This window comes from Streptomyces cavernae (assembly GCF_004023625.1).
Lineage (GTDB): Bacteria > Actinomycetota > Actinomycetes > Streptomycetales > Streptomycetaceae > Streptomyces > Streptomyces cavernae.
Map to the genome: position 1 here is coordinate 1 of NZ_RPDJ01000056.1, position 26,698 is coordinate 26,698.

Below are 26,698 nucleotides of genomic sequence, written 5' to 3' on the forward strand. Positions count from 1 at the left end.
GGCAGCGGGGGCCAGTCGGCCTATGCCGCGGCCAACGCCCACCTCGACGCCCTCGTCGAGCGCCGCCGGGCACGTGGCCTGGCCGGAACCGCCGTCGCCTGGGGCCCCTGGGACGGCGGAGGCATGGCCGCCGACGCCGCGACGCAGGACGTGCTGCGCCGCCGTGGGCTGCGCCCGCTCGAACCCGGAGCCGCGCTGCGCGCGCTGTCCCGCGCCCTCGAACTCGGCGACAGCACGGTGGTCGTGGCCGACGTGGACTGGGACCGCTTCGCACCCGCGTTCACGACCGGCCGCCCCAGCCCGCTGCTGTCGGGTCTGCCGGAGGCCGCCGACGCGCTGGGCGGCTCCGGCTCGGCCGCGGCAGCAGCCACGAGCGTGCGCGCCGCCCTGCGTGAACGGCTCGCCGGGCTGCCGGCCGAGGACCGCGACGCGGAACTCCTCCACCTGGTCCGCCGACACGCTGCGGCCGTGCTCGCGCACACCGAAACCACCGCCGTCGCCCCCGAGTGGACCTTCCGCAAACTGGGCTTCGACTCCCTGACCGCCGTCGAACTGCGCGACGAACTCACCGGCGCCACCGGAGTGCCGCTGCCGTCCACGCTCGTCTTCGACCATCCGACCCCGCTGGCCGTCGCGGCCCGGCTACGCGACGAACTATTCGGCGCGGACACCGACACGGACAGCACCGGCACCGCACAGCCCACGGCGGACGCGGCCTCCGACACCGATCCGGTCGTCATCGTGGGCATGGGCTGCCGACTGCCGGGCGGCGTCGGCGGCCCCGAGGATCTGTGGCGGATCGTCTCCGAAGGCCTCGACACCGTCTCCGGGTTCCCCGAGGACCGCGGCTGGGACCTCGAGACCCTGCTCGCGGCCAGCGACACCCGCTCGGGCGGCTTCCTGCACGAGGCATCCGGCTTCGACGCGCCGTTCTTCGGCATCAGCCCCCGCGAGGCCCTCGCCATCGACCCGCAGCAGCGCCTGATCCTGGAATCGTCCTGGGAGGCGCTGGAGCGCGGCGGCATCGACCCGACCAGCCTCAAGGGCAGCCGCACCGGCGTCTTCGTCGGCGCCGGAAGCTCCGGCTACGGCTCGGGGCTGACGGAGGTCCCCGAAGGGCTCGGCGGACACCTGCTGACCGGTGGCGCGGGAAGCGTCGTCTCCGGTCGCGTCGCGTACACGCTCGGTCTCGAAGGCCCCGCCGTCACCGTCGACACCGCCTGCTCCTCCTCGCTCGTGGCCCTGCACCTCGCCGTGCAGTCCCTGCGGTCCGGTGAGTGCGATCTGGCGCTGGCGGGCGGCGTCACCGTCATGGCGAACCCCGGCGCGTTCGTCGAGTTCAGCCTCCAAGGGGGCCTCGCCCCCGACGGCCGCTGCAAGGCGTTCGCCGACGGCGCCGACGGAACGGGCTGGTCGGAAGGTGTCGGCGTACTCGTCGTCGAGCGGCTGTCCGACGCCCACCGCAACGGCCACCCGGTCCTCGCCGTCGTCCGCGGCACCGCCGTCAACCAGGACGGTGCCTCCAACGGACTGACCGCGCCGAACGGTCCGGCGCAGCAGCGTGTCATCCGCGCCGCCCTCGCCTCCGGCGGGCTCACCCCGGCCGACGTGGACGCCGTCGAGGCGCACGGCACCGGCACCGTCCTCGGCGACCCCATCGAGGCGCAGGCGCTGCTGGCCGCCTACGGGCAGGACCGGCCCGGGGACCGGCCGCTGTGGCTGGGCTCCGTCAAGTCGAACATCGGCCACACGCAGGCCGCCGCCGGTGCCGCCGGAATCATCAAGATGGTCCTCGCCCTCGACAAGGGCGTACTCCCGCGGACCCTGCACGCCGACGCGCCCTCGTCGCGCGTCGACTGGACCGCCGGCGGCGTCCGCCTGCTGACCGAGCAACGGGACTGGCCCGAGACCGGCCGCCCGCGCCGCGCCGGCATCTCCGCCTTCGGCGTGTCCGGCACCAACGCCCATGTGGTGATCGAGCAGGCCCCGCCGGCGCCGGCCGCCCCAGCGGCTCCCGTCCGCCGGTCCGCCGCCGAAGCGGCGACGCCGTGGATCCTGTCGGCCCGCAGCGCCACCGCCCTGCGCGGCCAGGCCGCACGACTCCTCACCCACATCGAGGAACACCCCGCACTCGACACCGCCGACGTGGCCCGCGCACTGGTGACGACCCGGCCGAGCTTCGAACACCGGGCCGTGGTCCACGGCACCGGGCGGGCGCAGCTCCTGGGCGGTCTCGCGGCCGTCGCCGCGGGCGAGCCGTCCCCGGACGCCGTGACCGGCGACATCCTGACCGAGGGCACCACCGCCTTCCTGTTCGCCGGACAGGGCACCCAGCGGCTCGGCATGGGCCGCGGCCTCCACGACGCCTTCCCCGTCTACGCGGACGCCTTCGACGCCGTCTGCGCCCATTTCGACGGCCAGTTGGACCTGCCGCTGCGCGAGGTCGTCTTCGGTTCCGACGCCGCCCTCCTCGACCGCACCGAGTACGCGCAGCCCGCACTGTTCGCCGTCGAGGTCGCGCTCTACCGCCTCGTCGAGTCCTGGGGCGTACGACCCCACCACCTCCTCGGCCACTCCGTCGGCGAACTGGCCGCCGCGCACGTCGCGGGCGTCCTCTCCCTGCCCGACGCGTGCCGGCTGGTCGCCGCCCGGGGCCGGCTCATGCAGGCCCTCCCCGAGGGCGGCGCCATGGTCGCGCTCCAGGCCGCCGAGGAGGAGGTGCTGCCCCTGCTGGCGGGCCGGGAGGACGAGGTCGGCCTCGCCGCCGTCAACGGCCCCCGCTCCGTGGTGATCGCGGGCGACGAGGACGCCGTGCTCGCCGTGGCCGCGCACTTCGCGGGCGAGGGACGCAAGACCACCCGGCTGCGCGTCAGCCACGCCTTCCACTCGCCCCGCATGGAACCGATGCTGGCCGACTTCCGGGCCGTCGCCGAAAGCGTCCGCTACGGCGAGCCGCGCATCCCGGTCGTCTCCGACCTCACCGGCAGGCCGGCCTACGCAGGCGAACTCGCCTCCCCCGAGTACTGGGTGCGTCACGTCCGCGAGACCGTCCGCTTCGCCGACGGGATCGGCCGGCTCGAGCGAAACGGCGTGGAGCACTACCTCGAGCTCGGTCCCGATGCCACCCTGACCGTCCTCGCCCAGGGCTCCTGGGAGTCGTACGGCCACCTCGCCGTCCCCGCGCTGCGCCCGGACCGCCCCGAACCCGCCGCCCTCATCGCCGCCGTGGGCGCCCTGTTCACCCGCGGCGTCCCCGTCGACTGGCAACGCTGCCTGGACGCGGTCGCCCCCGGCGGCCGGCCCGTGCCCCTGCCCACCTACGCCTTCCAGCACCGCACGTTCTGGCTCGACGCACCCTCGAAGACCGGTGACCCCTCGGCGGCGGGACTCCTCGACGCCGACCACCCGCTCCTCGCGGCTGTCGTCCCGCCCGCCGCGGGCGGCCCCGTCGTCCTCACCGGACGCCTGTCGGCGCAGGCCCAGCCCTGGCTCGCCGCCCACCGCGTCAGCGGCTCCCTCGTGCTGCCGAGCACCGCCTTCCTCGAACTCGCCCTGCGCGCCGGTGCCCACACCGGCTGCGGGCACGTCCGCGAAGTCGTCCTGGCCACCCCGCTCACCCTGCCCGAGCAGGGCCACGTCCACATCCAGGTCCACGTGGCGGAGCCCGACGCGCACGGTTCCCGTGCCTTCACCGTGTACGGCCGGCCCGAGGAGACGGACCCCGCCGGTCCCTGGACCCGGCACGCGGTGGGCGTACTGAGCGCGCCGGCACCGGAACCGGCCGACGCGGCACCGGTGTTCGACTTCGCCGTCTGGCCGCCCGAAGGCGCCGAAGCCCTCGACGTCGACGGCGTCTACGACCGGCTCGCCGAGGCCGGACTCGACTACGGGCCCGTCTTCCGGGGCCTGCGGGCCGCCTGGCGCCACGAGGACGACGTGTACGCCGAAGTCGCCCTCCCCGAAAGCACCGACAACGAGGCCGGGCGCTTCGACCTGCACCCGGCGCTGCTGGACGCGGCCCTGCACCCGCTCGGCCTCGGCACCTTCGACGGCTTCGGCGACGGCCGCGTTCTGTTCTCCCTCGGTGACGCCTCGCTCCGGGCCACCGGCGCCACCACCCTGCGCGTCCGTCTCTCCCGCCGCGGTCCCGACACCCTCTCCCTGCAGGCCGCAGACGCGATCGGCGAGCCCGTCCTCAGCGTCGACTCCCTGGTGATGCGCAACGTCGACCCGCACAGCACGACGGCCCCGGCCGCCACCGCACAGCGGCCGGCCGCGACGCCCACCCGGGTGCCCGCCCGCCGCGCCGCGGCACGCGCCCAGCAACCCGGGAGCCTGCTGGAGCGGCTGTCGGGCCGGTCCGAGGCGGAGCGCGCCCGCACCCTGCTCGCCACCGTACGCGGCCAGGTCGCCGACATCCTCGGCTACGACGGCCCCGCCGACGTCGAGGCGGCCCTCTCCTTCTCCGACCTCGGTTTCACCTCGCTCACCTCCGTCGAACTGCGGGACCGGCTCAGCACCGCGCTCGGCGTGGCCCTCCCGGCCACCCTGGTCTTCGACCACCCGACCCCGAACGCGCTCGCCCGGCACCTGTGCGCCGACCTGTTCGGATCCGCCGAGACCGCCGAGGGCGGCGCCACCCCCGGCGCCCCGGTGCTCCTCGACGACGATCCGATCGCCGTCGTCGGTATGGCCTGCCGCTACCCCGGCGGCGTCCGCAGCCCCGAGGACCTGTGGGACCTCGTCGTGGCCGGCGCGGACGGCATCTCGCCGCTGCCCACCGACCGCGACTGGAACCCGGAGACCCTGTACCACCCGGACCCCGACCACGCGGGCACCGTCTACACCCGCGAGGGCGGATTCCTCCACGACGCAAGCCGGTTCGACCCGTCGTTCTTCGGCATCAGCCCTCGCGAGGCACTCGCCATGGACCCGCAGCAGCGCCTGCTGCTGGAGACGTCCTGGGAGGCGCTGGAACGCGCCGGCATCGACCCGACCACCGCGCGCGGCAGCCGCACCGGCGTCTTCGCGGGCGTCACCTACCAGGACTACGTCACGATCCTGGCCGCCGCCGAGGACAACGTGGAGGGCTATGTCGGCACCGGCAACTCGCCCAGCGTGCTGTCCGGCCGCATCGCCTACACCCTCGGCCTGGAAGGCCCGGCGGTGTCCGTCGACACCGCGTGCTCCTCCAGCCTCGTCGCCCTCCACCTCGCCGCCCAGTCGCTGCGCCAGGGCGAGTGCTCTCTCGCGCTCGCCGGCGGTGTCACCGTGATGTCCACGCCCGGCTCCCTCATCGAGTTCAGCCGCCAGCGCGCGCTCGCCCCGGACGGCCGCTGCAAGCCGTTCTCCGCGGACGCCGACGGCGCGAGCTGGGCCGAGGGCGCCGGCATGATCGTCCTCGAACGGCTCTCCGACGCGCGCCGCGGCGGCCACCCGGTGCTGGCCGTGCTCCGCGGCAGCGCCCTCAACCAGGACGGCGCCTCCAACGGCCTGACCGCGCCCAGCGGACCCGCGCAGCAACGGGTGATCCGCCAGGCGCTCGCCACCGCCGGCCTCGCTCCGCAGGAGGTCGACGCGGTCGAGGCGCACGGCACCGGCACCACCCTCGGCGACCCGATCGAGGCCCAGGCCCTCATCGCGGTCTACGGCCAGGACCGGCCCGAGGACCGGCCGCTGTGGCTGGGTTCGCTGAAGTCGAACATCGGCCACAGCCAGGCCGCCGCGGGCGTCGGCGGTGTCATCAAGATGGTCATGGCGATCCGCGAGGGCGTCCTCCCGCGCACCCTGTACGCCGACACGCCCACACCGCACGTCGACTGGACCGCGGGCGACGTACGGCTGCTGACCGACCAGCGGGACTGGCCCGACACCGGACATCCGCGCCGCGCCGGCGTCTCCTCCTTCGGCATGAGCGGCACCAACGCCCACGTCATCGTCGAACAGGCCCCCGACGCCGAAACGGTCACCACCCCGCCCGCCCCCGCGACACCGGACCCCGGCGTCCTCGCCTCCGCCCTGCCCGTCGTACCGACCCTGCTGAGCGGCCGCACCGAGGCCGCACTGCGCGACCAGGCCGCGCGGCTGCGCACCCACCTGCTCGCCCACCCCGGCACCGGCCTCGCCGACGTCGCCCGCTCACAGGCCGAGACCCGCCCGGCCTTCGAACACCGGGCGGTCGTCCTCGCCACCGACCGCGACCGACTCGACGACGCACTCGACACCCTCGCCGCGGGCGGACCCGTCACCGGGCCCGGCGTCGTCTCCGGCACCGCCCCCAGCGGCGCCGATCCCGTCCTGGTGTTCCCGGGTCAGGGCGCTCAGTGGACCGGCATGGCACGCGAACTCCTCGCCGACTCGCCCGTGTTCGCCGCGCTCGTCGCCGACTGCGAACGCGCCCTCGCCCCCTATGTCGACTGGTCCCTGACCGCGGTCCTGCGCGGCGAGAAGGACGCGGCCGACCTCGGCCGGGTCGACGTCGTACAGCCCGCCCTGTGGGCCGTCATGGTCTGCCTCGCCGGGTTGTGGCGCTCCCTCGGAGTCACCCCCGCCGCCGTAGTCGGCCACTCGCAGGGCGAGATCGCCGCCGCCTGCGTCGCAGGGGCCCTGTCTCTCGACGACGGCGCCCGCATCGTCGCCCTGCGCAGCCGCGCCATCGCCGACATCGCCGGCACCGGCGGCATGATGTCCGTACCGCTGACCGCCGACGAAACCCGCGCACGCATGAGCCCGTGGGCCGACCGTCTCGCCGTCGCCGCCGTCAACGGACCGGCCTCCGTCGTGGTGTCCGGCGAAGCCACCGCGCTCGACGAACTGTTGACGGCCCTCACCGAGGACGGTGTCCGCGCCCGCAGGATCGCCGTCGACTACGGCTCCCACTCTCCGCAGGTCGAACCCATCCGCCAGGCGGTGCTCGACGCCCTCGCGGGCATCGAGCCGGGGGAGGCGGAGATCCTGTTCCGCTCGTCCCTGACCGGCCGGTGGCACGACACCACCACCCTCGACCCCGAGTACTGGTACACCAACCTCCGCGAGACCGTCCGGTTCGAGGAGGCCGTGCGCGGCCTGATCGCCGAAGGCCACCGCACCTTCCTGGAGGTCGGCCCGCACCCCGTGCTCGCCGTCGGCCTGCGCGAGACCCTGGAGGACGCCGGCGTCGAAGGCGCGGTGCTCGGCTCCCTGCGCCGCGACAAGGGCGGACTCCAGCAGTTCCTCACCTCGGTCGCCGAGGCCCACGTCCACGGCGTCACCGTCGACTGGGCAGCCGTCTTCGCCGGCACCGGCGCACACCGCGTGGACGTGCCGACCTACCCCTTCCAGCAGCAGCGGTACTGGCCCAACGTGCGCGACACCGCCACCCCCGACCCGTCCGGCTCCCACACCGCGGACCCGGTCGAGGCCCGCTTCTGGGAGACCGTCGAACAGGGCAATCCACAAGCACTCGCCGACGTCCTCGGCCTCCCCGGTGTTCCCGCCGACGCGCCGCTGAGCACCTTCCTGCCCGCGCTGTCCGACTGGCGCCGCACCAGCCGCGAACGCTCCACCACCGAATCCTGGCGCTACGGCGTCCGTTGGTCCCCCCTGACCGAGAACGCCGCGGGCACCCTGTCCGGCACCTGGCTCGTCGTCGCCCCCGCCCACACGGGCGGCCACGACGAACTCGTCGACGCCGCCCGCCGCGCCCTGACCGACGGCGGCGCCCACGAAACCCGCGTCGTCACCGTCCCCGACGGCGGCACCGACCGCGCCGGACTCGCCGCGCTCCTCACGGCCGCCCTCGGCACCGACCGTCCCGACGACGAGACGCCCGCCACTCCTGCTCCCGCGGGCGTACTGTCCCTCCTCGCCCTCGACGAACGCCCGCACCCCGACCACCCGGCGGTCCCACAGGGTCTCGCCGGCACCCTCGCGATCATCCAGGCCCTCGGCGACACCGACACCGGCGCCCCCCTGTGGTGCGCCACGCGCGGCGCCGTCGCCGCCGGCGCCTCCGAGACCGTCACCCGCCCCGCCCAGGCGCTCGTCTGGGGCCTCGGCAGGGTGGCCGCACTGGAACACTCCGAACGCTGGGGCGGCCTCGTCGACCTGCCCGCCGTACTCGACCACCGGGCCGGCAGCCGACTGTGCGCCGTCCTCGCCGCCCCCGACGACGAGGACCAGATCGCGATCCGGCCCTCCGGTGCCTACGCCCGCCGCCTCGTCCACGCCGCCGGCTCCCTCGACGACGGCGTCACCGGCACCTGGCGCCCGCGCGGCACCGTCCTCATCACCGGCGGCACCGGCGCCCTCGGCGGCCACATCGCCCGCTGGCTGGTCGGACGCGGCGCACAGCACCTGGTCCTGGCCGGCCGCCGCGGCGCCGACGCGCCCGGCGCGGCCGAACTCCGCGACGAACTCACCGCGCTCGGCGCGCACGTAACCCTCGCCGCCTGCGACGCCGCCGACCGGGACGCCCTGGCGGCCCTCCTCGGCTCGATCCCCGCAGACCGCCCGCTGGACGCGGTGTTCCACGCCGCCGGCTCCCTCGACGACGGCGTCGTCGACTCCCTGACGCCCGACCGCATGGACCCCGTCCTGCGGGGCAAGGCCACCGCCGCGCTCAACCTCCACGAACTGACCCGCGAACTGGACCTGTCCGTGTTCGTCCTGTTCTCCTCCACGGCCGGAGTCCTGGGCGGCGCCGGCCTCGGCAACTACGCCCCCGGCAACGCCTTCCTCGACGCCCTCGCCGAGCACCGGCGCTCCCAGGGCCTGCCCGCCACCGCCGTCGCCTGGGGCCTGTGGGCCGACGGCGGCATGGTCGGCGACGCCGCGGGCGACCGTATGCGCCGCTACGGCGTCCACCCCATGGACACCGGGCCCGCCTGCGACGCGCTGGGCCGGGCCCTCGAAGCCGACGACACCACGGTCGTCGTCACCGACCTGCGCTGGGACACCTACGCGCTCGCCTTCACCGGGCCCCGCCCGAGCCACCTCCTCGACGAACTGCCCGAGGCCCGACGCGCCCTGAACGCGGCCCGTGCGCAGCAGCCGGACGCCCCGGCGGCCGACCCGTCCTCCCTGCGTGCCCGCCTGGCCGAACTGCCCGGCTACGAACGGGCCGACGCCGTCCTCGACGTCGTCCGCTCCCACGTCGCGGCCGTCCTCGGCCACCCGTCCGCCGACTCGGTCCAACCGGGCCGCCCCTTCACCGACCTCGGCATCGACTCCCTGAGCGCCGTCGAACTGCGCAACGCCATGAACCGCGTCAGCGGCCTGCGCCTGCCCGCCACCCTCGTCTTCGACCACCCCACCTGCGACGCGCTCGCCGCCCACCTCCTCGCGGAACTCGCCGGACAGGAGCAGCCCGCCACCCCGACCGCCGAGCCCCCCGCAGCGCCGCGGGACGACGAACCGATCGCGATCGTCGCCATGGGCTGCCGCTTCCCTGGCGACGTGCACACGCCCGAACAGTTGTGGCGCATGCTGCTCGACGGCGGGGAAGGGCTCGTGCCGTTCCCCGAGGACCGGGGCTGGGACCTCGAGGCGCTGTACGACCCCGAGCCCGGAAAGCCCGGCAGCGTCTACACCCGCACCGGCGGATTCCTCACCGATGCCAGCGGCTTCGACCCCGCGTTCTTCAACATCTCGCCACGCGAAGCGGTCGCCATGGACCCGCAGCAGCGGCTGCTGCTGGAGATGTCGTGGGAGACGTTCGAACGGGCCGGCATCGACCCCAGGACCCTGCGCGGCAGCCGCACCGGAGTCTTCGCGGGCACCAACGGCCAGGACTACACCGGCATGCTGGCCGCCTCCCGGGAGGACTTCGAGGGCTACATGCTGACGGGCAACGCCGCCAGCGTCGTCTCCGGCCGGCTCTCCTACACCTTCGGTCTGGAGGGACCGGCGGTCACCGTGGACACCGCCTGCTCGGCGTCCCTGGTGGCCCTGCACCTGGCCGTGCGGTCGCTGCGCTCCGGCGAGTGCGACCTCGCGCTGGCCGGCGGTGTCACCGTGATGGCCTCGCCCGGACTGTTCGTGGACTTCAGCCGGCAGCGCGGGCTGTCCGCGGACGGCCGGTGCAAGGCGTTCGCGGACGCGGCCGACGGCACCGGGTTCTCCGAGGGCGGCGGCATGCTCTTGGTGGAGCGGCTCTCCGACGCCCGCCGCAACGGCCACCCCGTCCTCGCGGTCGTCCGGGGTTCGGCGGTCAATCAGGACGGTGCCTCCAACGGCCTGAGCGCTCCGAACGGTCCGGCGCAGCAGCGGGTGATCCGTGCGGCGCTGACCGACGCGGGCGTGGCGGCCACGGACGTCGACGTGGTCGAGGCGCACGGTACCGGGACCACGCTGGGCGACCCCATCGAGGCCCAGGCGGTGATCGCCACCTACGGCCAGGACCGGCCGGAGGACCGGCCGTTGTGGCTGGGATCGGTCAAGTCCAACATCGGTCACACACAGGCGGGCGCGGGTGTCGCGGGCGTCATCAAGATGGTGCTGGCCCTGCGAGGTGGTGTGCTGCCGGCCACGCTGCACGTCGACCGGCCCTCCACCCACGTCGACTGGGACGCGGGTGACGTCCGGCTGCTGACCGAGGCGGTCGACTGGCCTGAGAGGACGGGACGACCGCGGCGCGCCGGTGTGTCGTCCTTCGGCATCAGCGGCACCAACGCGCACGTGATCCTCGAGGCCGCCACCGAAGCCGCGACCGAGGCCGCCACGGAGATGGAGCCCACCCCGGCTGACGCCGCCTCTGCCGATGCCGCACCGGCCGACACCAAGTCCGCCACCACCGAGTCGGCGCACACCGAGTCGGCGCACACCGAGTCGGCCCGTACCGAGTCGGCCGGCACTGAACCCGCCGTCGCGGACGGCGTCCTGCCGTGGGTGGTGACCGCACGCAGCCGCACCGCCCTGCGGGCACAGGCGGCCCGGCTCCTCACCCACCTCCAGCAGCGGCCGGAGCAGGACCTCGCCGACGTGGGCCGCACCCTCGCGGCGCACCGCTCGGTCTTCGAGCACCGCGCGGTCGTCCTCGGCGAGGACCGCGACGCCCTCGTCCACGGCCTGCGATCACTGGCCGACGACGAGACGCATCCGCCTCTCACGGTGACGGGCTCCGCCCGCGGCGAGGGCAAGACCGCCTTCCTGTTCTCCGGCCAGGGCGCGCAGCGGCTGGGCATGGGGCGCGAACTCCACGACGCCTTCCCGGTGTTCGCGGACGCCTTCGACGCGGTCTGCGCCCACCTGGACGACGAACTGCGGGAGGTGGTCTTCGGCACGGATCCCGAGCTGTTGAACCGGACCGCCTGGACACAGCCCGCCCTGTTCGCCGTCGAGGTGGCGCTGTTCCGGCTGGTCGAGTCGTGGGGTGTACGTCCAGACTTCCTGGTCGGCCACTCGGTCGGCGAGCTGGCCGCCGCGCATGTGGCCGGGGTGTTGTCCCTGGAGGACGCGTGCCGTCTGGTGTCGGCGCGGGGCCGGCTGATGCAGCAACTGCCGCCCGGTGGGGCGATGTTCGCGCTGGAGGCGGCCGAGGAGGAGATTGTCCCGCTGCTGGAGGGGCGGGAGTCGGAGGTGTCCGTCGCGGCGGTGAACGGACCGCGGTCGGTGGTGGTCTCGGGTACCGAGTCCGTGGTGTCCGCGGTCGCTGACGAAGTGTCGGCCCGGGGCCGCCGTACGTCCCGCCTGCGCGTCTCGCACGCCTTCCACTCGCCGTTGATGGAGCCGATGCTCGACGACTTCCGTGCGGTCGCGCAGAGCGTGACCTACGCGCCGCCCCGGATGGCGGTCGTGTCGAACGTGACCGGCCAGGTCGCCGCGGCAGGGGAGTTGGAGTCGCCCGAGTACTGGGTGCGGCACGTCCGGGAAGCTGTGCGGTTCGCCGACGGGATACGCACGCTGGAAGAGCACGGGGTCCGCCGGTTCCTGGAGATCGGCCCGGACGGCACGCTCACCGCCCTTGCCCAGGCTTGCGTCCTCGGCGGCGACGAACTGGTCTTCGTCCCCGTCCTGCGCAAGGACCGCGCCGAGCACGAGGCACTGCTCTCCGGCCTGGCCCAGGTGTTCGTCAAGGGCGTCGAGGTCGCCTGGGCCCACGTCTTCGACGGCACCGGCGCACGGGCGGTGGACCTGCCGACGTACGCCTTCCAGCGGCAGCGGTTCTGGCCCGGGCCGCCCGTCCTGCCGAGCGACGTCGGTTCGGCGGGGCTCGGCTCGGCGGCGCACCCGCTGCTCGGCGCGGCGGTCGAACTGGCCGGAGGCGACGCCCACCTGTTCACCGGGCGCCTGTCGCTGCGCAGCCACCCGTGGCTCGCCGACCACGCACTCACCACCACGGCCCTGTTCCCGGCCACCGGCTTCCTCGACCTGGCGCTGCACGCCGCCGAACACGTCGGCTGCGACCGGGTGGAGGAGCTGACGATCCTCACCCCGCTCGTCCTGCCCGAGAGCCGAGCCCTGCAAGTGCAACTGCGGGTGGAGGCGCCCGACGCGACCGGTGCGCGCGCCCTCACCGTGCACTCCCGGGCGGAGGACGCGGGCCCCGAGCAGCCGTGGACGCAGCACGCCTCCGGTCTGCTCACGGCCGGCGGAGCGACCGTGCCGCAAGCGCCGTACGACTTCGCCGTATGGCCGCCGCAGCACGCCGACGAGGTGCCGCTCGACGGCTTCTACGAACGGTTCGCCGAGCGGGGCCACCTGTACGGGCCGCTCTTCCAGGGCCTGAAGTCGGTGTGGACACGCGGTGACGAGGTGTTCGCCGAGGTCGCGCTGCCGGACGCCGCCGACCCGGCCGCCGGGGCGTTCGACCTGCACCCGGCGCTCCTCGACGCCGCCCTGCACGCCGTGATGTTCGTGCCCATGAAGGACGCGGGCCGGCTGCCGTTCTCCTGGAACGGCGTCCACCTGGCCGCCGCCGGTGCCGACGCCCTGCGGGTGCGCATGGTGCAGGAGGGCCCGGAGTCGGTCAGCCTCACGCTCGCCGACACGGCGGGGCGGACGGTCGCCACGGTCGGCTCGCTCACCCTCCGCGAACTCACCGGAGACCTCGGCGGCGCCACCATCGGAGCACCACGCCCCGAAGGCCTCTACGAACTGGACTGGGAGCCCGTCCCCCTGGGCACGGGCACGCCTACGGGCACGGTAGCGCCGGACCCGGACGTGAGCCTGGTCGGCGGAGCCGAAGCACGGTCCCTGGCAGCGGAGTTGGAGCGAGCGGGCTCGCGCGTGCGGGTCTTCGCCGATCTGGCCGCGCTCGCCGCGTCGGACACCCCGGTACCTCAGACGGTCCTGCTGGCGCTGCCGCACGCCGACACATACGCCGACCCTGACCCTGAACCCGACTCCGACCCCGGCGCCGACGGCCTGGCCGCCGCCGCGCGCGCCACGGCGCACACGACGCTCCGCCTCGTCCAGCAGTGGCTCGACGAACCCCGCTTCGCCCACGCCCGGCTCGCCGTCGTCACCCGCGACGCCGTACGCGTCGGCCCCCGGCCCGCCGCACCCGCCGGGGCCACGGCCTGGGGTCTGGTCCGCTCGGCCCGCACCGAGAACCCCGGCCGCTTCCTCCTCGCCGACATCGACACGGTCCCCGCCTCCGCGGCCGCGCTGCCCGCCGCTCTCGCCTCCGGCCACCTCGAACTGGCCGTCAGGGACGGGGCGGTGAGCACACCGCGGATCATCCCGCTCGCGACGGGACGTGCCCTCGCCGAGCCCGCGGACAGCGTCGCCTGGCGGCTCGCGGTCGAGGAGCGGGGAACCCTGGAGAGCCTGCGGCTCACCGAGTGCCCGGAGGTGACCGGACCCCTCGCACCGCGTGAGATCCGCATCTCCATGCGCGCCGCCGGTGTCAACTTCCGTGACGTCCTCACCGCGCTCGGCATGTATCCCGGCGACGCCACGGCCATCGGGCTGGAAGGCGCCGGCGTGGTGACCGAGACCGGCTCCGACGTCACCTCACTCGCCCCCGGCGACCGGGTGATGGGCATGTTCGCCGGAGCGTTCGGCCCCGTCGCCGTCGCCGACGAACGGATGGTCGTCCGCATCCCCCGCGGCTGGACGTTCGCGCAGGCCGCGACCGCGCCCATCGTCTACCTGACCGCCTACTACGGTCTCGTCGACCTCGGCGGACTGCGCCCCGGCCAGTCCGTGCTCGTGCACGCCGCGGCCGGCGGAGTCGGCACGGCCGCCGTCCGGCTCGCCCGCCACCTGGGCGCCGAGGTGTTCGGCACCGCGAGCCCCGCCAAGTGGGACGCGTTGCGCGCCGCGGGCCTCGACGACGACCACCTCGCCTCGTCCCGCGACCTCGGCTTCGAGAAACTGTTCCTGCAGACCACCGAAGGCCGGGGCGTGGACATCGTCCTTGACTCGCTGGCGGGGGAGTTCGTGGACGCCTCGCTGCGGCTGCTGCCGCGCGGCGGACACTTCCTGGAGATGGGCAAGACCGACGTCCGCGACCCGCGGCGGATCGCCGAGGACCTTCCGGGCGTCGCCTACCGGGCCTTCGACCTCGTGGAAGCCGGGCCCGACCGCATCGGCGAGATACTGCGCGAGTTGCTGACCCTCTTCGAGGAGGGAGTGCTGCCGCCGCTGCCGATGACCACGTTCGACGTACGCCGGGCCCCCGACGCGTTCCGCTTCCTCAGCCAGGCACGCCACATCGGCAAGGTCGTCCTGACCCTGCCCACGGCCCCCGACCCGGACGGCACGGTACTGCTCACCGGCGGCACCGGCGGACTCGGCCGGATCACCGCCCGCCACCTGGTCACCCACCACGGCGTACGCCACCTCGTCCTGGCGAGCCGGAAGGGACCCGACGCGCCCGGCGCGACCGAACTCCGCGAGGAACTGACCGCACTCGGAGCCGACGTCTCCGTCGTCGCCTGCGACACCGCCGACCGCACCGCCCTGGCCGCACTCCTCGCATCCCTGCCCGAGGACCGTCCGCTGACCGCGGTGATCCACACCGCTGGCGTCCTGGCGGACGGGGTGATCTCCTCGATGACCCCGGAGCGCATCGACCGATCCCTTCGGCCGAAGGCCGACGCCGTCGCCAACCTGCACGAGCTGACCCGCGACCTGGACCTCGCGCGCTTCGTGGTGTTCTCCTCCGTGGCCGGTACGTTCGGCGGCGCCGGACAGGCCAACTACTCGGCCGCCAACGCCTTCCTGGACGCCCTGGCCCACCACCGGCACGAACTGGGCCTGCCCGCGACATCCCTCGCCTGGGGCACCTGGCTGCCCGACGCCGGCATGACCGGCGAACTCACCCAGGCCGACCGCGACCGGCACGCCAGGACCGGCATGGTGCCGCTCGACGCCGACCTGGGCACGCGGCTCCTCGACGCCGGCCCGGCCACCGACCGCGCGGTCCTGCTGCCGATGAACCTCGACCACGGGCTCCTGCGCGAACACGCCGACGTCCTGCCGCCGCTGCTGCGCACGCTGGTCAAGGCGCCCGCCCGCCGCCGGGTCGAGGCGGCCGCCGCGGGCGGCACCGGGAGCCCGCGGACCCTCGCGGAGCGGCTGGCCCCGCTGTCCGCCGCCGACCGGGAACAGCTGCTGCTCGATGTGGTCGCCGAGCAGGCCGCGGCCGTCCTCGGCCACTCCTCGGCCGACGGGATCGAACCCGAGCAGTCCTTCAAGGAACTCGGCTTCGACTCGCTCACCGCGGTCGAACTGCGCAACCGCCTGGGCGCCGTCACCGGCCTGCGGCTGCCGGCGACCCTCGTCTTCGACTACCCGACACCCGCCGCGCAGGTCCGTCACCTGCTGACCGAGCTGGACCTGCCCGACCCGCCCGGCGGCGCCGAGGCCCTGCTGGGCGAGCTGGACCGCCTGGACGCCGCACTGAACCGCATCAACGCCGATGCCGCCGACGACACCCAGGTCCGCTCCCGGGTCACCGACCGGCTGCGGGAGATGCTGTCCCGCTGGTCGGGCGCGCCGGTGGCGGTCAACGGGACCGCGGGGCCGGAGGCCACCGAGGACGGCGAACTCGAAGCGGTCGAGACCGCCGACGACTTGTTCGACCTCATCGACAGGGAGCTGGGCACGACGTGACAACGGCAGCGGACGCCCACCCCACGGCGGCACCCGCCGCCGCGGATACCCCCACCAAGGCACTCGATCGCGCACAACGGACACTGCCCGGCTCGGGTCAAGGAAGTGACACACGTGGCTGACGACGGCAAGTACGTCGAATACCTCAAGCGGGTGACGGCAGAGCTGCGGCAGACCCGCCGGCAGCTCCAGGAGACGGAGGACAGGCACCACGAGCCCATCGCCATCGTGGCGATGAGCTGCCGCTTCCCCGGCGGCATCGCCACCCCGGAGGACCTGTGGCGGCTCGTCGACGAGGGCGGCGACGCCATCGGACCGCTGCCCACCGACCGCGGCTGGGACATCGAGGACCGATTCGACCCGGACCCCGGCAAGCCGGGCACCTTCTCCACCCGCGAGGGCGGCTTCCTCAGCGACGCCGCCGCGTTCGACGCCGCCTTCTTCGGCATGAGCCCCCGCGAGGCCCTCGCCACCGACCCCCAGCAACGGCTGCTCCTGGAGGCGTCCTGGGAACTGCTCGAACGGGCCGGAATCCCTCCCGCCACCCTCCGCGCGAGCGCCACCGGCGTCTTCGTCGGCGCCGCCACCTCCGGTTACGGCCAGGGCCCCGTGGAGGTGCCCGAGGACGTCCACGGACTGATGCTCGCGGGCAACGCCACCTCCGTCGCCTCCGGACGCATCTCCTACGTCCTGGGACTCCAGGGCCCGACCGTCACCGTCGACACCGCCTGCTCCTCCTCCCTGGTGGCGCTCCACTGGGCGGTGCAGGCACTGAGGTCGGGGGAGTGCGACCTCGCGCTGGCCGGCGGCGTCGCCGTCATGGCGACTCCCGGACTGCTCTTCGAATTCAGCCGGCAGCGCGGCCTCGCCCCCGACGGCCGCTGCAAGGCGTTCTCCGACGACGCCGACGGCACCGGCTGGTCCGAAGGCGTCGGCCTGCTCCTCGTGGAGCGCCTGTCCGACGCCCGCCGCAAGGGTCACCCGGTGCTCGCCGTCGTCCGCGGCAGCGCCGTCAACTCCGACGGCGCCTCCAACGGCCTGACCGCGCCCAACGGCCCCTCCCAGCAACGCGTCATCGAGCAGGCGCTCGCCAACGCCCGGCTGACCGCCGCCGACATCGACGCCGTGGACGCCCACGGCACCGGAACCACGCTGGGCGACCCGATCGAGGCCCAGGCGCTGCTGGCCACGTACGGCCGGGCCAAGGACACGGCGTCCCCGCTGCTGCTCGGTTCGCTCAAGTCCAACCTCGGCCACACCCAGGCCGCCGCGGGCGTGGCCAGCGTCATCAAGATGGTCATGGCGCTGCGCCACGGCCGCCTCCCGCGCACACTGCACATCACGGAGCCCTCGACCCACGTCGACTGGTCCGCGGGCAGCGTCCGCCTGCTGACCGAGCCCACCGAGTGGCCGGACACCGGGGACCGGCCGCGCCGCGCCGCCGTGTCGTCCTTCGGGATCAGCGGCACCAACGCCCACACCATCCTGGAGGCCGCGCCCGCCGAGACACCCGCCGAGACACCCGCCGGGACACCCGCCGAGGGCTCTGCCGGCACTTCGGCCGAGCCCCCTGCCCAGACACCTGCCGAATCCTCCACGGAGCCCCCGGCCGAACCCCCCGCCGAGTCCTCGGCCGAGACCCCCGCCGGACGGCCCGCGCCCGCCGCCCCATCCATCACCGCGACCGCGTCCCCGGTCGTCCCGTGGATTCTCTCCGCGCGCAGCGCCGCGGCCCTGCGCGGCCAGGCGGCACGGCTCCTCACCCACGTCGAGGAACACTCGGAGCACTCACAGGCCGACGCCACCGACGTCGCCCACGCCCTGCTCTCCACCCGCCAGTTGTTCGAGCACCGCGCGGTCGTCCTCGCCGAGGACCGCGCCGCCGCGCTGAGCGGCCTGGGCCGGCTCGCCGGCGCGGACGGTGAAGCCGAAGCCGGTGAAGCCGGCGCAGACGGCTCCGCGCCCGCCGCGCCGCACGTCGTCACCGGCCGCGTCCTGCGGGGCGCCACCGCCTTCCTGTTCTCCGGACAGGGCTCCCAGCGCATCGGCATGGGCCGTGAACTGTACGCGGCGTTCCCCGCGTTCGCCGCGGCCTTCGACGCGGTCTGCGGCCACCTCGACACAGCCCTCGGCCGGTCCCTGAAGGACATCGTGTTCGACGGCGCGGAGGGCCCCGATGCGCTGGACGGCACCGACCTCGCACAGCCCGCGCTGTTCGCCGTCGAAGTCGCGCTGTTCCGGCTGCTGGAGTCCTTGGGGGTCAAGCCCAAGTACCTCGTCGGGCACTCCCTGGGCGAACTGTCCGCCGCGCACGTCGCGGGTGTCTGGTCGCTCGCCGACGCCTGCCGGCTGGTCGCGGCCCGCGGCCGCATCATGCGGGCGCTCCCGGCAGGCGGCGCCATGATCTCCGTCGAGGCGACGGAGGACGAGGTCGCACCGCTGCTCGCCGTACACGGCGACGCCGTGAGCATCGCCGCCGTCAACGGCCCCAGCTCCATCGTGCTGTCCGGCGACGAGAGCGCCGTCGAGGAGGTCGCCGGCCGGCTGCGTGCGCTGAACCGGCGAACCCGGCGCCTGCGCGTCGGCAACGCCTTCCACAGCGCCCGCATGGACGCCGCCCTCGACGAGTTCCGCGTCGTCGCCGAGAGCGTCACGTACCACGAACCGCGGATCACGCTGGTCTCCAACCTGACCGGCAGTCGGGCCACCGCCGACGAACTGCGCTCGCCCGACTACTGGGTACGCCACCTGCGGCAGCCCGTGCGCTTCGCCGACGGCATCACCTGGCTCGCCGAGCACGGCGTCAGCCGGTTCGTCGAACTCGGGCCCGACGCCACACTGACCGCGCTCGCCCGGACCTGCCTGCCCGACGACACCACCGAGCGGGTCTGCTTCGCCTCCCTCCGCAAGGACCGGCCCGAGGCACCCGCGCTGCTGGCGGCCGTGGCCGGACTGTTCGCGCACGGCGCCGCCGTGGACGTCGAGCGCCTCCTGGGCGCCCCCGGCACCGCCCGCGTCGACCTGCCCACATACGCCTTCCAACGCGACGACTACTGGCTGCCCATGAGCCCGCGACGGGCCGGCGACCTCGCGGGCGCGGGACTCGGCACCGCCGGGCACCCGCTGCTGAGCGCCGTCGTCCGCGTCGCCGACGACGGCCGGGTCCTGCTCACCGGTCTGCTCTCGGTGCGCGATCAGCCCTGGCTCGCCGACCACACCGTCTCCGGCACGGTCCTGCTGCCGGGCACCGCTTTCACCGAACTCGCCCTGCGCGCGGGCGACGAGGTCGGCTGTGACCTGGTGGAGGAGCTGACGCTCGAGGCCCCGCTCGTCCTGACGGGGAACGGCGCGGTGCAGCTCCAGCTCGTCATCGGCGCCCCCGACGACTCCGGCCGCCGCACGCTGACCGTGCACGCACGCCCCGAGGCCGGCGACGACACCGACACCGAGTGGACCCGCCACGCCTCCGCCACCCTGGCCACCGGGGCCGCCGAGCCGTCCTTCGACCTGGCCGCCTGGCCACCGCCCGCCGCCCGACCCGTCTCCCTCGACGGCTTCTACGCCGCCCTCGCGGACACCGGCTACCAGTACGGTCCCGTCTTCCAGGGCCTCAAGGCCGTCTGGCGCGAAGGCGGCACCTGGTACGCCGAGGTGGCCCTGGCCGAGGACCAGCACAAGGAGGCGGCCCGTTACGGGCTGCACCCCGCGCTGCTGGACGCCGCTCTGCACGCCCAGCTCGCCGCTCCCGCGGGAGACGGCGGCCCCGCCCAGGTGGCGCTGCCGTTCTCGTGGCGTGGGGTCCGCCTGCACGCGGTCGGTGCCGCGAGCCTCAGGGTGCGCATCGAAGCGGTGGGCGCGAGCGGTGTCGCCCTGCGCATCGCCGACGCCGAGGGACGCCCCGTCGCCGCCGTGGACACCCTCGTCTCCCGGCCCGTGTCCGCGGCCGGCCTGCGGGGAGCCGCGACCCCGGCCGCGGGGGCCCTGCACCGAGTCCGGTGGAGCGCCATCGAGAACGCTCGGCAGGCGCCGCCCGCGCTCCCCGGCGAACGCTGGTACGTCCTCGGCCCCGGGGCCGCCGACGACACGGGCATCGACGCCTCCTGGCCCCGCGTGACCGGTCCCGGCGACGTCCCCGAAGACGCCGACGCGGTGCTGCTGCCGTGCCCGGCCGCCGGCGGTTACGACAGCGGCGCCCTCGCCGACAACGGCGGTGACGACATCGGCGCCGTCGCCGCGCACGTCCTGACGACCGTGCAGGCCTGGCTCGCCGACGGCCGCCCGACCGACACCCGCCTGGTCGTCCTCACCCGCGGGGCCGTCGCCGCCCGCGACGGCGAGGACGTGCCGGCCCTGGCCGCCGCCGCTGCCTGGGGTCTGGTCCGGTCCGCCCAGACGGAGAACCCGGGCCGTCTCGTCCTGCTCGACACCGGCACCGGCACCGACGAGATACCCGCCGCCGCGCTCGCCGCCGCCCTTGCCACCGGCGAACCCCAACTCGCCCTGCGCGAAGGGCAACTGCTTGCCCCGCGGCTCGTGCCGGCACCCACCGCCGGCCCCGCGTCCGACACAGCGGCCGATACCGAGGCCGACACCGCGTCCGACGAGGCGTCCGACACCGAGGCCCACACGGCGTCCGACACCGAGGGCCGCACCCCGTCACCCTGGGACCCCGAAGGGACCGTCCTGATCACCGGCGGCACCGGCTTCTTGGGAGCCCTCGTCGCCCGCCACCTCGTCGCCCGCCACGGCGTGCGCTCCCTCGTCCTCGCCTCCCGGCGGGGCACCGACGCCCCGGGCGCCGACCGCCTCGCGGCCGAACTCACCGAACAGGGCGCGCAGGTGACCGTCGAGTCCTGCGACATCGCCGACCCCGCCGCCCTCGCCGCCCTCCTCACCCGGATCCCCGCCGACCGGCCCCTGCGCGGCGTCGTGCACACCGCCGGCCTCCTGGACGACGGCGTCCTCGCCTCCCTCACTCCCGAGCGGCTCGACGCCGTCCTGCGGGCCAAGGCCGCCTCCGCCCTCGCCCTGCACCACGCGACCCGGGACGCCGACCTGACGGCGTTCGTCCTGTTCTCCTCCGCCGCCGGCCTGCTCGGCGGCGCCGGACAGGCCAACTACGCGGCCGCCAACACCGTGCTCGACGCCCTCGCCCAGCACCGACGGGCCCAGGGGCTGCCCGCGACCTCCCTCGCCTGGACCCTGTGGTCCGGTGCCGAGGGCATGACCGGGGCACTGCGCGAGGACGACCTGCGGCGCATCGCCGCCTCCGGCCTCCCCGCCATCGGCGCACAGGAGGGCCTCGACCTCCTCGACGCGGCGCTCACCACCGACGAGGCCCTCCTCGCCCCGCTCCGGCTGGACACCGCCGCCCTGCGCGCCGCCGCCACCTCCGGCCGGCTGCCCGTGCTGCTGCGCGGCCTCGTCCGGGCCCCGGCCCGGCGCACCGTCGAGGCGGGCACCGGCGGCGCGCCCCGGCTCGCCGCACGGCTGGCGGGCCTCGCACCGGCCGAACAGGAGCGGCTGCTCCTCGACCTGGTCCGCCGGCACGCGGCCACCGCCCTCGGCCACGCCTCGGCCGGCGCGGTCGGAGCCGACCAGTCCTTCCGCGACCTCGGCTTCGACTCGCTCTCCTCGGTCGAACTGCGCAACCGCCTGAACGCCGAGACCGGCCTGCGCCTGCCCGCCACGCTCGTCTTCGACCACCCCAGGCCCGTCGCCCTGGCCCGGCACCTGCGCGAGGAACTCGGCGGAACCAGCGCGCGGACGGACACCACCGCCGTGACCGCCGCCGACGACGACCCCGTCGTCGTCATCGGCATGGCCTGCCAGTACCCCGGCGGTGTCACCTCACCGGAGGACCTGTGGCGGTTCGTCGCCGAGGGCGGCGACGCCATCTCCGCGTTCCCCACCGACCGCGGCTGGGACCTCACACGCCTGCCCGGGCTCCAGGCCGGATTCCTCTACGGCGCCACACACTTCGACGCCTCCCTGTTCGGCATCTCGCCCCGTGAGGCCCTCGCGATGGACCCGCAGCAGCGGCTGCTGCTCGAGTCCTCCTGGGAGGTCTTCGAACGGGCCGGCATCGACCCGCTGTCCCTGCGCGGCAGCCGCACCGGCGTGTTCGTCGGCGCCATGGGCTCCGGATACGCCTCCGGACTCGCCGACATCCCCGAAGGCATGGAGGGCTACATCGGTCTCGGTGTCTCCGGCAGCGTCATCTCCGGCCGCGTCGCCTACACCTTCGGCCTCGAAGGCCCCACCATGACCGTCGACACCGCCTGCTCCTCGGCGCTGGTCGCCCTTCACCTCGCCGCGCACGCGCTGCGCTCCGGCGAGTGCGGCATGGCGCTCGCCGGCGGCGTCACCGTGATGGCCACCCCCGGCACGTACACCGAGTTCACCGCGCAGAACGGTCTCGCCGCCGACGGCCGCTGCAAGGCCTTCGCCGCCTCCGCCGACGGCACCAGCTTCTCCGAGGGCGTCGGCGTCCTGCTCCTCGAACGCCTCTCGGACGCCGAGCGCAACGGCCACCCCGTCCTCGCCGTGCTACGGGGCTCGGCGACCAACCAGGACGGTGCCTCCAACGGCCTCACCGCCCCCAACGGCCCCTCCCAGGAGCGGGTCATCCGCCAGGCGCTCGCCTCCGCGGGCCTCACCCCGGCCGAGGTGGATGCCGTCGAGGCGCACGGCACCGGCACCAGCCTCGGCGACCCCATCGAGGCCCGGGCCCTGTTCGCCACCTACGGTCAGGACCGGCCCGACGGGCGGCCGCTGCTGCTCGGCTCGGCCAAGTCCAACTTCGGCCACACCCAGGCCGCGGCCGGCGCCGCCGGAGTCATCAAGATGGTCATGGCCATGCGCCACGGGGAACTGCCCCGGACCCTCCACGTCGACGAGCCCTCCGGGCACATCGACTGGTCCAGCGGCGCCATCGAACTGCTCACCGAGCCCCGCGCCTGGCCCGCCGACCCCGCACGGCCCCGCCGGGCCGGCGTGTCCTCCTTCGGTATCAGCGGCAGCAACGCGCACGTCGTCCTGGAGGAGCCGCCCGCGCCCCGAGCCGCCCCGGATCGCACCGAACCGGCCGACGGGCCGCGCGTGTTCACGGTCTCCGGGCACACCCCGGACGCTCTGCGCGCCCAGGCCGCCCGGCTGCGCACGCATCTCCTCGCCCGGCCCGACACCGATCCGCGCGACCTCGCGCACTCCCTGTCCGTGTCCCGGCACGCCCTCGACCACCGCGCCGTCGTCGTCGCCGACGACCACGCGCACCTGCTCACCGCGCTCGCCGACGCCGCGCGCGGCGCGAGCGCCCCGGACCTCGTCACCGGTGTCGCAGGCACCGGCGGCCGGACCGCGTTCCTGTTCAGCGGCCAGGGCGCCCAGCGTCCCGGCATGGGGCGCGGCCTGTACGACACGTATCCCGTGTACGCCGAGACGTTCGACGCGGTCTGCGCCGCACTCGACCGGCACCTCGACGGCCCGCCGCTGCGCTCCGTGGTCTTCTGCGCGGAGGGTTCGCCCGAAGCCGCCCTCCTCGACCGGACCGCCTGCACCCAGGCGGCGCTGTTCGCCGTCGGCACCGCCGCGCACGCCCTCGTCCATTCGTGGGGCGCCCGCCCCGACGCCCTCATGGGCCACTCCATCGGCGAACTGACGGCCGCGCACGTCGCGGGAATCCTCACGCTCGAGGACGCCTGCGCCCTCGTGGCCGCCCGCGGCCGTCTGATGCAGGCCCTGCCCGAGGGCGGGGCGATGATCGCCGTGGAAGCGACCGAGGAGGAGGTGCGTCCGCTCCTCGACGGCCGCGGGGACCGCGCCGGAATCGCGGCCCTCAACGGGCCCGCGTCGGTGGTGCTCTCCGGGGACACCGACGAAGTGGAGCGGATCGCCGCCGTCTTCGAGGGCCGGGGCCGCAGGACCAGGCGCCTGCGGGTCAGCCACGCCTTCCACTCGGCCCGCATGGACGCGATGCTCACCGAGTTCGAACAGGTCGCGGCACGGATCACCTACGCCCCGCCGACCCTGCCCGTCGTCTCCAACGTGACCGGCCGCCTCGCCGAAGGCGACGAGCTGCGCTCGGCGGCCTACTGGACGCGGCACATCAGGGACGCGGTCCGCTTCGGCGACGGCGTGCGCACCCTGGAGGCCCTCGGCGTCACCACGTATCTCGAACTGGGCCCCGACGCCACGCTGACGGCGATGATCCTCGACAGCGTCGTCGACCCCGCGGAGGCCGCCGCCGCAGCGCTGATGCGGCGGGAGGGCGACGAGCGCCGCTCCGCCCTGCTCGCCGCCGGCCTGCTCCACGTCCGCGGTGCCGAGGCGGACCTCACCCGGCTGCACTCGCCCGACGCCCGCCGCACCGAACTTCCCACGTACGCCTTCCAGCGCGAGCGCTTCTGGCTGGAGTCCTCGGCGCAGCCCACCGCGTCGTCCGCCGAGGACGCGCGGCTGTGGGACCTCGTCGAGCAGGCCGACCCGCGGGAACTCGCGGACAGTTTCGGCCTCGACGCGACCGCGCCGCTCAGCGCCGTCCTGCCCGCGCTCGCGTCCTGGCGCCGTGACCACCGGCAGGCATCCGAGACTCGGGGCTGGGAACACCACATCGTCTGGAAGGCCGCGGCCGACGACACCGCCGCGCTCACCGGCACCTGGCTGCTGCCCGTCCCCGCGGACCTCGCCGACGGAGCCTGGGCCGCCTCGATCGCCGCGGCACTCGGGGCGCACGGCGCCCGCGTGGTGAGCGTCCCCGTCGACTGCGCGTCGGCCGACCGCGTCACCCTGGCCGGGCAACTGGCCGGGGCCGCCGCGGCGGACGGGGCGGAAGTGTCCGGTGTCCTGTCCCTGCTGGCCGCCGACACGCGGCCGTTGCCCGGCACCGCGTCCACCCCGAGCGGTCTCGCCGCCACCGCGGCCCTCGTGCAGGCGCTCGCAGACGCCCCGGAGGGCGTGGCCGGGCCCGCCACCACGGCGCCCCTGTGGTGCGTCACCGCGGGCGCCGTCGGGGTGCACGCCCAGGAGGCGCCCGGGGCGCCCGAACAGGCCGCCGTCTGGGGCCTCGGCCGCACCGCGGCACTGGAGTACCCGCGCGCCTGGGGCGGACTGGTCGACCTCCCTGCCGGCACCGGCACACCGGTCGCCGACGATGTCGCCCGCCGGCTGTGCGCGGTGGTCGCCGGACGCGACGGCGAGGACCAGGTCGCGGTGCGCGGCACCGGCACCTTCGTGCGGCGCCTCGTACGGGTCGAGGGCTCGGGCCGTCCCGCGGCCGGGCCCGACTGGAGCGGCACCGTCCTGCTGACCGGCGCCACCGGCGCCCTCGGCATACGCACCGCCGCCTGGCTCGCCGAGCAGGGTGCCGACCGGGTGCTGGCCGTCAGCCGCTCCGGCCCCGGCGCGGAGGGCGCGGCCCGGCTGAAGGCCGCGCTGGACGGATCCGGCACCGAACTCGTGCTCGTCGCCTGCGATGTCGCCGACCGTGACCAGTTGGCCGCCGTCCTCGCCGAACATCCGGTGGACGCCGTGGTGCACACGGCGGGCGTGCTCGACGACCGGCTGATCGACACGCTGACCCCCGAGAGCCTGGAGCCGGTGCTGCGCCCCAAACTGGCCGCCGCCCGCAACCTCCACGACCTCACCCACGACCGCGACCTGTCCGCCTTCGTCCTGTTCTCCTCGGTGTCCGGCACCCTCGGCACTATCGGCCAGGCCAACTACGCCGCCGCCAACGCCTGCCTGGACGCCCTGGCGCAGGCGCGCCGCGCCGCCGGGCTGCCCGCCACCTCGCTGGCCTGGGGGCCCTGGGCCGGAGCGGGCATGGCCGCACAGAACACCGCGACCGAACAGCGCATGCGGCGCAGCGGTATGAACCCGCTGGACCCGGAGCGTGCCCCGCAGGCCCTCGGCAGGGCGGTGGCCCGCCAGGACGCGGCCGTGGCCGTCGCCGACGTCGACTGGGCACGCTTCGCGCCCGGTTTCGCCTCCGCCCGGCCGAGCCCGCTGCTGTCCGACCTCCCCGAGGTACGCGCCCTGGCGGCCGCCCACCCGGCGGACCCGGGCCAGGACGACGCCGGCCAGGGCCTGCGCTCCCGACTGGCCGGGCAGTCCGCCGCCGAACAGGAGCGCACGCTCCTCACCCTGGTACGCACCCAGGTCGCCGGCGTCCTCGGCCATGCCTCCACCGACAAGGTCGGCGCCACCCGAGCCTTCAACGCCCTGGGCTTCGACTCGCTGACAGCCGTGGAACTGCGCAACCGGCTCGGCACCGTCACCGGCCTCTCACTGCCCGCCACGCTGCTCTTCGACCAGCCCAACGCGGCGGCCCTCGCCGGATACCTGCGCGGCAGGCTCACCGCCGGCGCGGACGGCGCGGGCCGGGTGCTCGCCGAACTCGACCGTCTCGAAGCCGCGTTGGAGGACCTGCCGGATGACGACGGCAAACGGGACCGGATCGGCGTACGGCTGCGCTCCCTGCTCGCCCGCTGGGACGGCACGGACGGGACGGCGGTCCCCGCGGCCACGGCGGTGGCGACGGACGACATCAGCGACCGGATCAACTCCGCCGCCGCGGACGAGATCTTCGACTTCATCGAAAACGATCTTGGAATCTCCTGAACACGCCGCACGGCAACGGGCGCACGCATACGGGACC

At 75.0% G+C, this 26,698-nt stretch carries 2 protein-coding genes; both read left to right on the plus strand.

The window, feature by feature from the left end:
* A partial coding sequence (locus tag EF387_RS49550) for a type I polyketide synthase (RefSeq protein ID WP_128381908.1) occupies window positions 1-16,041 on the plus strand: 16,041 nt, incomplete at its 5' end.
* A 114-nt stretch (window positions 16,042-16,155) separates the two neighbouring features.
* Complete coding sequence (locus EF387_RS49555; RefSeq protein ID WP_128381909.1) at window positions 16,156-26,661, plus strand: type I polyketide synthase; 10,506 nt, start codon at window positions 16,156-16,158, stop codon at window positions 26,659-26,661.
* The last annotated feature ends 37 nt before the right edge of the window (window positions 26,662-26,698 follow it).